We start from the raw sequence: 12899 nt of genomic DNA, 5'->3' as shown, positions 1-12899 counted from the left end.
GTTCTGGTTAAAAAACGGCCCTATAACCAAAATGCAAACTCAGGCTATTTTTAACGCAAAGACGCAGAGAGCAATAGTCAAAATCGAACCATATCTTAAAAGTTTTAAGAGTTTTTCCTCTGCGTTAAACATTTTTTGGTGTTATAGAACCGCTAAAAAAAGACCGTACTCTCGAACCGTGGAAATGGTACAATTTCCTGAAATAGTAGGATTTTTGTTTAAACCTTGCTAACATGCCAGATGGTTTGAAAAAGTGAGGGGTGTCTTCTGCGCAGGTGAGGTTTTATGGCTAAGCGTAAACGTTTCGGTGAAATTCTTGTTGACGCCAAAGTTGTCGATGAGCAGCAGCTGGATCGTGCCCTGGAAAAGCAGAAAGGGACGGGCCGTCGCCTTGGCGAGGTTCTGGAGCAGATGGGTGTCGTCACCGAGCGTGATATCGCAGCGGCGCTAGCCCGTCAATTCGGCTTCAAAACCGTTACCAACATTGCCCGTGCCAGCTTCAGCGCCGAACTCCTTGGTCTTTTCGACAGCGACACGGCCTCAAACAAGATGCTCTTTCCGCTGAAAAAGGAAGGGAAAACTCTCTTCCTGGCCATGGTCAACCCCCTCGATATAGAAGTCATCGAAAACCTTTCGTTCAAGAATGGCCTGCGGGTTATTCCCTGTGTCACGACACCTTCGGAGATTCAATCTGCTGTTAACCGGCATTATCTGAAGATCGTTGAGCAGAGTCATGAGCCGGAAGCATGGTGGACAATCCTGGTCGTTGATGATCAGGCCCTGGTTCGCTCTGCGGCTGTTGCAGCCCTGAAACGGGAAGGCTATAATCTGCTTGAAGCCGCCAATGGCGCTGATGGCCTTAAGGTGACTTTACAGGAGAAACCTCACCTGGTGATTGCCGACACGGTTATGCCGCGTATGGACGGTTATGAAATGTTCCGGGCGATTCAAGCCAACCTTGAGATCAAGCATATTCCCGTCATTGCCCTCTCTTCAAAATCCACGGCAGAGGAAGAAGCCAAGTTGCTCGAGATGGGCTACTTCGATTTCATTGCCAAGCCGATCAACCCGGTTCGCCTGGTGGCGCGTATCAGGCACGCTTTGCGGATTATTTACGGGACCAGTCCTCCTCCCCGTTAACCTCCTGTTCATCCAATCCAATAAATTTAAGGCAAGCAGAAAATGCTTGCCTTTTTTATTTAGAATTATATAATTGACCAAAAGAGTCACAATTAACAGAAAGGAAGTCACCATGCGAATAGATATTCTTTGTAACCCAGACGGCGGTCAACGCTGTGAACTTGTTCTTGCCAATGTCCGTGAAGTTCTTAACGAGCTGGATGTGCGTGCTGAAGTTCATCTATTTTGCGACCGTCGCAAGCTGGTCGATAATCGTGTTTATGTTGCTCCTGCCCTGGTGATTGACGATATCGTTCGTATTGCCGGAAGGGTTCCCGAGGTCAATGAAATCAAGTCATTTATTGTTGAACGGCCTCGCTATGTTGAGCGCATGAAAGAGGTTGCCTAAACCCTCTAAAATCTTACAACCATTTACCTAATCAGGGGTCCTGTTCTGCAGGACCCCTTTCGTTTATGTTCTATAATCCAAAAAAAATTGTTTAACGCAGAGGCGCAAGGAACGCAGATGGGTAGAGAAGGCCCGCAAAGAAAACAACTTCAAAAAGCGAGAATAGACACCCTTTGCGCCTTTCCTGGCTTTTCTTAGCGTCTTTGCGTTGGGCTTTTGATTTTAGCTCTTACTGTTGTTTTGGTTGTCGGTCTTGATCGACTATTGAACCGGCTGTAACAATCCTTCATAAACCGCAAACTCGACCAGTTCTTCCCCGGTTGCCTGCGACAGGCTGCCGGCGAAAATGTCTTTCGGGCTGAGCCCGCTGTTGCTCTCTCGCAGTAATTTCAACATCTCTTCGCTCAATGATTCACAAAAAACTTCATTGTCACGCCGCATAAATAGAGCCACCGAGCCAACCGGACGGAACAGGCTGGCGAATTCGTCCAGTTGCATCTCTTCGACTTCCAGCAGATCCAGAATCTCATATGCAAAGGGTACCAGGCGGCATTTGCTGGAACGCTGCCAGGGGGTTTCCCAGAGGTTTGTTTGTGGCTCGAACGGCTCCTGGGGCGGGAGCAGCTCTTCCCCAAGGATCGTCTCTGCGTAATGAAAGTGATAGCAGAGCAGGTCAAGAAAAACACTGGTCAGGTGACCTTGTCCGGTTCTTTCCAGCTGACTGCAGAGATAGCCCTGCAGCATGCGATAGACATCATCGGCGGCCCACCGATCGGTGAGCATCAGGTCATGGTATTCGACACCTTCTTGCTGTAAAACCCACTTGAAAAAATCCTCGAAGAGTTCGCTGGGTGGAATTTGCAGGGCGTGCATGATCGCCGGGAAGAAAGCGACGGCTCGCCCGGAATTATAGAAGAGGTCGACGGCTGCAGAAAGCCGGCGACAGAGCTCCATCTCTTCGACTGTCCAGTTGCTTGATGAAGTCAGCTCATAGGGAGGCTCCGACTGAGCTTCGATGCCGTAACGGTCACGCTGTTGTGCCAGGCGGGTTCCAGGCAGTATCGACAGAGGGAAAATGTGAATGTGGTTTGGTGCAAAGCTGAGCACGGTATCAAGGCTGTCACGGAAGCCTGCGTAATTGTCCTGTGGCAGGCCATAGATAAGATCGAAGCCGTAGATGATCCCTTCTGCTGCAAGGAGGCGGACCTTCTCGGTCAGAGTGTCCAGGCCAAGGGGGCGATGGACTGCTTTCAGGACCTGCTCATGTATCGATTGCAAACCCAGTTGCACGGAACAGTTCAGCTGGCTTAACAGGGCCACGGTGCGGCGATCTATAAAGTCCGCCTTGGCTTCCAGGTGATAGTGCATATGTGGTGCATGTTCGAGCAGGAGTTCCAGCAGGGCAATGCCGCGCTGCGGAGGGTGATTAAAGGTTGAGTCAAGAACCCAGACCTGGGTGACTCCGGCAGCGACAAAGAGAGCAAGCTCCTCTTCCAGGCGTTTTCGTTCGATGCCACGGACTCCGCCATGGCCGCGTGCTTCGAAGCAGTAATCGCAAGAGAAAGCGCAGCCCCGGGCAACCTCCCAGAGAACGCCACCAGAGGCTTCAGGCTTGAGGGCGCCGGTGAGCCAGGGCGAGGGAGCTTTGTCGAGGTCGTGCGGACAACACTCCGGGCCGGAAAAGATGTTTTCTTGCGACACCCAGCTAACACCGGGTAACGGTTGCGCAGGCAGGTTTTCTGCCAGGGCATTAATCAGTCCACTAAATGCGGCTTCCCCTTCACCGTGGACGAGCGCCGTCCAGGGGGCTGCCGCAAGCAGGCCGTTGGCATCGCCGGTTGCTTCAGGGCCGCCGGCGATCAGGCGAATATGGGGTGCCTGTTTATGCAGCTTTTTAGCGATTACGATGAGCCGCAAACGGTTCCAGACATAAACCGGGAAGGCGACGACGTCCGGCTGTGTCTGTAAAATCATGGTGAGAATTTCCTGGTCGGACTGGTCAGGAAAAGCGTCAACCAGGGTGCTGGTTTGAGATAAGGGTTCAGGCAGGGCGGAGGCCAGACAGCCGGCTGCCAGTGAAATAGCCTGAGTGGAGCGGCGAACGTGGAGGGTGCAAAATACAATTTTCATAAAGATCCCGCCGTGAATTAACTTTACCGGCCAGCCTTGCCTTCGTCAACCAGCGCACAGCCCAGGCCTGATTGAAATCAAGAGGGGGACGCCTGTCCAAGATTCTTGCTTGTTGTCTGAATACCATGCCTGGAGAAGATTCCGGAAAGCTCGTCGTAGTTGTTCTTCAGGCCTTCGAGGGTCAACTGGTAACCGCGTTGCATCACCTGGTTGCGCGCCGTAATCGACATGGGTCCCTGGAAGAAAAGGAGTGCTTCGTCAGCCGCAGGTTCGAAGAGCAGAATATCGACATCGGGATGTTTATGGCGATAGTGCTCGAGAGCCATAATCATTTTCTCGCGGCTCTCGATCCGTTTTGCCTGTTCCCATGTAAAGAGCACGCCAAGCTCATCAATCTGTGAGCATTTGCCGTAGGATAGAGATGGTAGGCAGGTCGTGATCTGATCGTTGCAGAAAGGGACCCGGGGATTGATCAGAACAATCAGTTTAGCGCCATTCTCGATGGCGATGTCAATATGGGTCATTTTGCCTGTCGAGCCATCAAGGTAAGCGCGCTGGTTAATCCGGTGTGGCTGAAAGAAGAAAGGAATAGCGCTGGATGCTGTGATGGCCTGACAGATGTGCATCTCCTGGTGCCCGGGCTTGCCGAAGATGATGCGCTCTCCGGAATCAAGATCGTAAGCCGGGATAAAGAGCTCACAGGAGAGTTCTTTGAAGTCGTCGCAGAGGCCTTCATCGTGAAAGGCTTTACAAAGGTAGGATTGTAGAGGCTCCAGAGAAAAGAGCCCCGCTGGAAACTGTTCATGGATGAGATGTGGCAAATCACTCAGACTAACTTGCCAGTTATTTTTTCGATAGTGCTTGAGGACCCGCAGAATATTGAATGGCAAGCCTGCGAGAGAATGAATCGTTGCCCACCAGTCAACGCGATAAACATCACGTCGCCGCCAGTTGAAAACCGTGCTTTCATTGCGGGCGATTGTTCTGAAAAGTCCGCCGGGATCAATGCGATTGGCGACCAGGGCGGCGATCACAGAACCGGCGCTGATGCCGATGTAGGTGTCGAAGCGGCGGGTGGAAAAGCCCGGGTTGAAAAGACGGTCGAGGGCGGACAGGCAACCGATCTCGTACGCAGCGCCCATGATGCCGCCGCCGGCCAGAACCATAGCTGTTTTGCTGCGTTGCTCGTTCATGATCTTAACTCACCGTTTGGCGCGTACCTTGATCTTGGGTTTACCCGCCTCTGTGACGACCACAAAGTCGACCTCTTTATCACCAAAGCGTTTCTGGATGGCTTCTTTCTGCTTGGACAGGAAACTGGCAACCTGTTCTCTGTTGGGAGGACGAAGCTCGCAATCCCTGTGAGCAGTCACCAGCTCTTCGTAGAGGTTGTCCACGGGGTTGCCGATTTTTTCTGCTGAAACGGTATCTGTCGGCGGCTTAAAGCTTTCAGAGCGATGGATCCGTGAGGTGTGGCGTTCGTACCTGCCTTCGTCAATCAGACGCAGGATGCGATCCCAGTAGCCGCAGTAACTGTTGAATCGACTGGCAATACTTTGCAGCTTGTAGCGCAGGTCAGTTTGCGGAATATAGTGCGTGATCATTTTGCGCATCCGCAAAGTGATCTTCTGCCGTTCCTTTTCGGGGGCACGTTTTTCCGTGCCGAGAAAATACTTCTCATAAGCAATTTCAAGGGTCTTTAAGTCATGCGTCAGCTGATTTAGAAGTTCGGTTATTTGTTCCCGGCTGCCCATTTTCTCAGTTCGACCTCCTTGTGAATTTGCCCGACCAATATACTGGAGGCCGTGCGGGAAGGTAAAGAGAAACCTTAAATCTCTGTTAAGCTGCATTTTCCTTTGAAATACTGTGATTTCACCTTGTCTCAGCTTGACCTTTACGAGGCATTTCGAAATAATGGCGAGTTGAGATAATGGAGGGAACAAATGTCAAAAAAACTCGCTGCTGTAATCCTGGCTGCAGGCCAGGGAACTCGTATGAAATCGCAACTTCCAAAGGTTCTTCATCCTGTTGCCGGCAGGCCGATGCTGAGCCACGTGGTCAAAACGGCCGGCTCCCTTGGTGCTACGCCGATTGTCCCGGTGATTGGTCATGGCGCTGAGCAGGTGAGACAGGTTCTTGCCGAAGAGCCACTGACCTTTGCCTTGCAGGAAGAACAGTTGGGAACGGGGCACGCCTTACTCTGCGCGGAAGACTCTCTGCAAGGCTTTACAGGAGACCTGCTCCTGCTCTGTGGTGATGTCCCATTGTTGCGCGAAACCACCTTGCGGGAGCTTCTGCAGCATCATCAAAAAACGGCTGCCAGTGTCACCATCTTGACGGCTCAAATGCAAGACCCCACCGGTTACGGACGCATTATCCGCGGCGAGAACGGGGTTGAGCGGATCGTTGAGGAGAAGGATGCATCGAGAAGCGAGCGCCAGGTTGATGAGATCAACACCGGCATCTACGTCTTTCGTGCACCGGAAGCGTTTGAATTCTTGCGGGGTCTGGATAACAGCAATGCCCAGGGGGAATATTATCTAACCGATATCGTCGCTGCGGCCCGCAAAGCCGGCGAGCGGATTGAAGCTCTGCTGATTGAATATGCCGCGGAAGCCATGGGTATCAATGATCGTGTGCAGTTGGCCGAAGCCGGAGCCATCATGCGGCAGAGGATCAACGAGGGGCATCAACGGGCTGGTGTGACGCTGGTTGATCCGGCGACGACCTACATCGAGCCGGATGTGGTGATCGGCCCTGACACCCTGCTGCACCCCAATGTTCATCTCCGTGGCAAGACGACCATCGGCAGCGGTTGTGAAATCGAGCCTGGCGTTGTGGTGACCGATTGCAGCATTGCAGATCAGGTCCACTTAAAGCCGGGTTCCGTACTCAGTGAATCTTCCCTGGGTGACTCCTGTGCCGTGGGGCCGATGGCGCACCTGCGTCCGGGAACGGTTCTGAACGGCAATAACAAGATCGGCAACTTTGTCGAAACCAAGAAGGCCGTGTTTGGCGAGAAGTCGCAGGCCAGTCACTTAACCTACATCGGCGATGCCAGCCTTGGTAAAAATGTCAATATCGGCTGTGGCACAATTACCTGCAACTACGATGGTGTTAACAAACATCAGACGATTATCGGTGATGATGTTTTCGTTGGCAGTGACACCCAGTTTGTTGCCCCGGTTACTATCGGTCGCGGCAGCTTGATCGGCGCCGGATCGACGATTACCAAGGATGTCCCCGAGGATGCTCTTGCGATTACCCGGGCTGAGCAGAAAAACGTCGCCGGTTGGGCGATTCGGAATCGTCAAAAATTACAGAAGCAGAAAAAATAGACGTCTCTTCACATTCATCATAACGAGGTTTTTATGTGTGGCATTGTTGGTTATATAGGTCCCCAGGAAGCAACCCCCATCGTTCTGGACGGTCTGCGCAAGCTTGAATATCGTGGTTATGATTCCGCCGGAATCGCAACCCTCGATCGGGGTAAAATTAATATCTCTCGTGCCGAGGGCAAGCTGATCAACCTGGAAAAGAAGTTGCGCGAGAAGCCCCTGACCGGGCAGACCGGTATCGGTCATACCCGTTGGGCGACCCATGGGCGCCCTTCTGAGATCAATGCCCATCCTCACTATGCCGGTGGTTTTGTCGTTGTCCATAATGGCATCATTGAAAACTATCTTGACCTTAAAAGCAGACTGCGTGAGCAGGGTCATAATTTCAGTTCTGAGACGGATACAGAGATTATTGCTCACCTGGTGGAGCAACATTATCAGGACTGTGGTGATTTTGAAGCGGCTGTGCGTAATGCACTCTCTGACGTTCGGGGGGCTTATGCCGTCGCGATTCTCTCTGAAAAAGAACCCGGCAAGTTGATCGCCGCCAAGCAGGGCTCACCCCTGGTGGTCGGACAAGGCCAGGGTGAATACTTTGTGGCCTCTGATATTCCGGCCATGCTCTCGCATACCCGAGAGATGATTTTTCTCGAAGATGGCGAGCTGGTGGTGTTTACCGCCGAGCGGATGGAAATTACGACCCTGGATGGGATCCCGGTTGAGAAAACCCCGAAGACCATCACCTGGAGTCCGGTCATGGCCGAAAAAGACGGCTATCGGCACTTTATGCTCAAGGAAATTTATGAGCAACCGCGGGCGATTGCCGACACCATTGCCGGGCGTATCCGTGAAGACCATGGCGAAGTCTTTCTCGAAGGCCTCAACCTCGATGATGCCACCCTGAAAGGTCTGGAGCGCATCTATATCGTAGCTTGCGGCACCTCCTGGCATGCGGCCCTGGTTGGAAAGTTCATGATCGAAAAGCATGCCCGGATTCCCGTCGAAGTCGATATTGCCAGCGAGTTCCGTTACCGCGACCCTCTGGTCAACGAACGGACTCTGACGATCCTGATCAGTCAGAGTGGTGAAACGGCTGACACTCTGGCTGCTCTACGTGAAGCCCATGGCAAGGCCGGCAAGGTTCTGGCTATCTGCAATGTGGTCGAGTCTTCAATTGCCCGTGAGAGTGATGGCGTCATCTATACCCACGCCGGGCCGGAAATCGGGGTCGCCTCGACCAAGGCCTTTACCACCCAGTTGATTGCTCTTTATCTCTTTACTCTCCATATCGGGCGCGTTCGTGGTCTGCTGGATCAGGAAGCCTGCCGCCAGATGCTTGATGAACTGATCAGCCTGCCGCGCAAGGTCGAGCAATGTCTCGAGTTGGACGAAGCCATAGAGAAAGCTTCACACGGACTTATGCATGTTCAAGATTTCCTTTATCTTGGTCGCGGCAACCAATATCCGATTGCTCTGGAGGGGGCGCTCAAGCTCAAGGAAATTTCCTACATCCATGCTGAAGGTTATCCTGCGGGTGAGATGAAGCATGGTCCAATTGCCCTGATCGATGAACAGCTGCCGGTGGTGGTGATTGCTCCACACAATGAAACTTTTGAGAAAGTGGCCGCCAACATGGAAGAAGTGCAGGCACGCGGTGGCCGTGTTGTGGCGATTACCGATCAGGCGGAAACCGGTCTGGCGGACAAAGCAGAAACCGTTCTGGTCGTTCCACAGACTATCGATGACCTGATGCCGGTGTTGACCACAATTCCTCTGCAGTTGCTTTCCTATCACGTCGCCGTTCTTAAGGGCACCGACGTTGACCAACCCCGTAACCTCGCCAAAAGCGTTACCGTGGAGTAGCTGTTGACTTACAAGAAAAAACTTTTTGAACGTTTGCGCCTTCGCCTGATCGCGTTGCAACGTTCTTTTCGCATCAGCGAAAATACTTTCCTGATCATTCTGGCCGTTATGATCGGCCTTCTGGGTGGTCTGGGAAACTATGCTTTCCGTAAAACCATTGAACTGATTCACTGGGGGGTTTTCGAACAGAGTGAGCACTTTTTCGGCTATTCCCTCGAGGAATGGAGCTGGTCACGCCTGGCTGTGATCTTTTGCCCATTGATCGGTGGTTTGCTGGTTATCCCGATCTGGTACTGGTTTGGTGAAGATCTTAAAGGGGGCTTCTCGGCTTTTCTCGAGCGTGTCAACCTGCGTGGTGCCAAATTGCGTCTGCGGCCTATCTTTACCCGTGGCCTCGGCGCTGCTGTGACCATCGGCAGCGGTGGTTCGGCTGGACAGGAGGGCCCGATAGCCATGATCGGTGGTGCGATCGGTTCTCAGTTCGGACAGCTCTTCAAGATGAGCGGTGACCGTCTCAAGGTGTTGGTCGCTTGCGGTGCCGCGGCCGGTGTTGCGGCCACCTTTAACGCGCCGATCGCCGGGGTCTTCTTTGCCCAGGAAATCGTCCTGCTCTCTTCTTTTGAACTCTCCAGTTTTACCTCGATTGTTATCGCCAGCGGTATGGCGACGGTTGTTTCCCGGGCGTTGCTGGGGAACGTGCCGGAACTCCTCGCCCCGGCTTACATGGTGCGAAACTATTGGGAGCTGGTTCTCTATGTTCTGCTTGGGCTTTTGATCGGCGCCCTGGCGGCGCTGTTCATTGATACCCATTTCAAGATCAAGGACCGCTTCGCAGCACTGAAAATCCACCGATTGGCCAAGCCGGCCATCGGCGGCCTGCTGGTCGGTATTATCGGTCTTGGTTTCCCCCAGGTCTTCGGCAACGGCTACGAATTTATGGGGGATGTCCTCTTTGGCAAGGAGACCTGGTACCTGCTGGCAGGATTGGTTGTCGCCAAAGCAATTGCAACCTCGATTACCCTCGGCTCAGGGCTGCCGGGCGGACTCTTCGCGCCCTGCCTTTATCTGGGTGCGGTCACCGGTGGCGCCTTCGGACATATCGCTGCCAAATTGTTTCCGGCCGCTAGTATTACCCCGGGGGCCTACGCCCTGGTCGGCATGGGGGCGTTCCTTGCGGCAGCGACCCACGCACCGATGACGGCGATCTTCCTCCTCTTTGAGATTACCGACTCCTACGAAGTTATCGTGCCGATCATGCTGACCTGTGTGATTGGCACAGCTGTTGCGCGGCATTTCATAAAGGACAGCCTGGAAACCGTTGAGCTCTCCAGGCTTGGAATTGATCTTGAGGCAGGTAAAGAACGAAATATTATGAAATCGCTGCAGGTTGGCGACGTCATGGTTCGTGAAGTAGAGACCATCCCTGAGCATATGACGCTGGGCCAGTTTGCCAGCTTTATAGAGCAGACCAAGCACACCAATTTCCCCCTGGTGAATACCCAGGGTGAACTGACCGGCATCATTTCGGTGCAGGATTTTATGGGTGTGGTTTTTGAGCACGACCTGATGGATCTGGTCGTGGTCAAGGAGTTGGCCACGACCAAGGTGATCACGGCCCATGCCGATGAGGATCTTGATCAGACCATGCGCAAGATCGGTTACCGCAATATTGAACAGGTGCCGGTGGTCGACCGCGAAACTCACCGCAAGCTGGTGGGGATTATCTCACGGCGCGACATTGTCGCCGCGTATAACCGGGCTCTGATGTCCCGTACCTTTGAGGAAAAATAGGCAGCAAACGTTATGCTTTACAGGCTAGCAAAGTGACAGATCTTCTCGCCCAACTCAACCCGATGCAGCAGCTGGCGGTCAAACACGATACCGGCCCGCTGCTGTTGCTGGCCGGGGCCGGTTCCGGTAAAACCCGTGCCCTCACGCACCGGATCGCCTGGTTGATTACCCAATACAAGGTTGACCCCTGGCAGATCCTCGCCGTGACCTTTACCAACAAGGCCGCGGGTGAGATGAGGGAGCGTCTCGAAGAACTGCTCGGTGATCCCAAGGGACTCTGGGTCAGCACCTTTCATGCGACCTGTGTGCGGATTTTGCGCCAGGAGATCGAGGTTCTCGGTTTCAAGCGTAATTTCACGATCTACGATGATCAGGATCAGGAACGTCTGCTGAAAACCCTGCTGCAGGAACTCGGCATCGACGATAAGGCCCTCAAGCCGCGGGCGGTCGCTGCCGCCATCGACCGGGCCAAAAACCGTGGCGTCTGGCCGGATCAGTTGGATGACGGTGATTACCAGGCGGAGCAGATCACTCGCATCTACGCTCTTTACCAGGAGCGCCTGAAGCAGGCCAATGCGCTCGACTTTGGTGATCTGTTGATGCAGGTGGTCCGGCTCTTCGAAGATCATCCCGAGGTGTTGGAAAAATATCGCCAGCGTTTCCACTATATCCTCGTTGACGAATTCCAGGACACCAACCAGGTGCAGTACCGGTTGGTGCATCTGCTCGCCTCAGGACACGGCAATCTCTGCGTGGTCGGTGATGATGATCAGTCGATCTATCGCTGGCGTGGCGCCGAAGTCGGCAACATCCTCGGTTTTGAACGCGATTATCCAGGTTGTGAAACGATCCGCCTCGAACAGAATTACCGCTCAACCAAGACGATTCTTGATGCTGCTGATGCCGTGGTTGCCAATAACACCGGCCGCAAGATAAAGAAGCTCTGGACCGAGAATGATGTCGGAGAAGGTGTGACCCTCGAAACCCTGCCTGACGACCTCGAAGAAGGGCGTTACCTGGCCGGTGAAATCAATCGCCTTAAGCTCAACGGCAGGCACTTGCGCGACATCGCTGTCTTCTATCGCACCAATGCCCAGTCGCGGGTGATCGAGGAGTCGTTGCGCAACGAGCGGATTCCTTACGTGATGTTTGGCGGGGTGAAGTTCTACTCGCGCATGGAGATCAAGGATATCCTCGCTTTCCTGAGGATTATCAGTAACCCGGCGGATTCGGTCTCGGCCCGGCGCATCATCAATGTTCCCGCGCGTGGCATCGGTGGTGTTACCGTCAATAAGATCGCTCCCTTTGAAACAGAAGCCGGAGGCTTTTTGCCTGCCTGCAAAAAGGCTTTGGAGCGCAGTGCTTTAAAAGGCGCTGCCGCAACCAAGGTCAAAGCTTTTGTTGACCTGATCGACGACTTTCAACAACGCGCCATCGAAACCCCCTATCCGCAGCTCACCGCTGAATTGATCGAAGAGACGGGTTACGGTCCGCAGTTGCGCACGGAGAAAACCGAAGAATCGCGCAACCGCATGGACAACCTGCAGCAACTTCTGGCGGGCATGGAAGAACACTTTGCCAAAGAAGGCACCTTGCAGGATTACCTCGAGCAGGTCGCGTTGATTACCGATCTCGATGCTTATGATCAGAGTCTCGACCGGGTGACCTTGATGACCTTGCATGCGGCTAAAGGCCTTGAGTTTCCCCTGGTCTTCATGGTTGGCATGGAAGAGGACCTCTTCCCCCATAGCCGTTCCGCCAATGGCCCGGAAGAGCTCGAAGAAGAGCGCCGCCTCTGCTACGTCGGCATGACCCGTGCCATGGAGAAGCTCTACCTGACCCACGCCCGTCGCCGACGGATCTTTGGTGATTACCAGTTCAACCCACCCAGTCGTTTTCTGGCTGAAATCCCTGATCAATTGCTTGCTCAGCCTGCCTTAAGCGGCTTGCAGAAGCCGGCCAGCCACAACCTTGCCTCCCTTTTCGACCAGTCTGAACCTGATTTTTCAGAAGAAGACCCCTTTATCGATGACGATGACGTTCGTATCGTGCCTGATGCCGAAGAGGGACTGCGTATCGGCTTGCAGGTTCGACACATCAAGTTTGGTGTCGGTGCCGTTCGTCGCATCGAGGGAGAGGGCGACAACCAGAAGGTCACGATTTATTTCCACCGTTTTGGTCCGAAGAAACTCCTTGTCAAGTTTGCCGGACTTGAGCCTGCCTGAAGTTTAAAGCAATTGCGTAACGCA

General features: G+C 53.5%; 9 protein-coding genes. 6 read left to right on the top strand and 3 right to left on the bottom strand.

Annotated features, from left to right (window positions below; translation table 11 throughout):
- Positions 1-285: 285 nt before the first annotated feature.
- Positions 286-1140: a response regulator gene (locus P9J64_13350; protein ID MDG5469309.1), complete on the top strand. Its 855-nt coding sequence runs from the start codon at positions 286-288 to the stop codon at positions 1138-1140.
- 112 nt (positions 1141-1252) lie between these two features.
- On the top strand, positions 1253-1528 hold the full coding sequence (locus tag P9J64_13345) for a thioredoxin family protein (protein ID MDG5469308.1): 276 nt from the start codon (positions 1253-1255) through the stop codon (positions 1526-1528).
- A gap of 261 nt (positions 1529-1789) precedes the next feature.
- Here P9J64_13345 and P9J64_13340 read toward each other — a convergent pair whose 3' ends face one another.
- From P9J64_13340 to P9J64_13330, 3 genes are all read right to left on the bottom strand, one after another.
- Positions 1790-3658, bottom strand: a complete 1869-nt coding sequence (locus P9J64_13340; protein MDG5469307.1) for a DUF4080 domain-containing protein — start codon at positions 3656-3658, stop codon at positions 1790-1792.
- Between the two features lie 77 nt (positions 3659-3735).
- Complete coding sequence (locus tag P9J64_13335; GenBank protein ID MDG5469306.1) at positions 3736-4851, bottom strand: patatin-like phospholipase family protein; 1116 nt, start codon at positions 4849-4851, stop codon at positions 3736-3738.
- Between the two features lie 9 nt (positions 4852-4860).
- Positions 4861-5412, bottom strand: a complete 552-nt coding sequence (locus P9J64_13330; protein ID MDG5469305.1) for an MXAN_5187 C-terminal domain-containing protein — start codon at positions 5410-5412, stop codon at positions 4861-4863.
- Between the two features lie 189 nt (positions 5413-5601).
- Between P9J64_13330 and glmU the strand changes: the two genes are divergently transcribed.
- The 4 genes from glmU (at position 5602) to P9J64_13310 (ending at position 12875) form a co-directional block, all read left to right on the top strand.
- Positions 5602-6996, top strand: a complete 1395-nt coding sequence (glmU, locus tag P9J64_13325; protein MDG5469304.1) for a bifunctional UDP-N-acetylglucosamine diphosphorylase/glucosamine-1-phosphate N-acetyltransferase GlmU — start codon at positions 5602-5604, stop codon at positions 6994-6996.
- Between the two features lie 33 nt (positions 6997-7029).
- Positions 7030-8859, top strand: coding sequence for a glutamine--fructose-6-phosphate transaminase (isomerizing) (gene glmS / locus P9J64_13320; GenBank protein ID MDG5469303.1), 1830 nt, complete (start codon positions 7030-7032; stop codon positions 8857-8859).
- 3 nt (positions 8860-8862) lie between these two features.
- Positions 8863-10650, top strand: a complete 1788-nt coding sequence (locus P9J64_13315; protein MDG5469302.1) for a chloride channel protein — start codon at positions 8863-8865, stop codon at positions 10648-10650.
- Positions 10651-10712: 62 nt separating this feature from the next.
- Positions 10713-12875 (top strand): UvrD-helicase domain-containing protein, encoded by a 2163-nt coding sequence (locus P9J64_13310; GenBank protein MDG5469301.1) that lies wholly within the window; start codon positions 10713-10715, stop codon positions 12873-12875.
- Positions 12876-12899: the final 24 nt, after the last annotated feature.

It is taken from the genome of Deltaproteobacteria bacterium IMCC39524, from assembly GCA_029667085.1.
Taxonomy (GTDB): Bacteria; Desulfobacterota; Desulfuromonadia; order Desulfuromonadales; family BM103; genus M0040.
The sequence above is the reverse complement of the archived record's forward strand: the minus strand, read 5'-3'. Positions and strand labels throughout refer to the sequence as shown.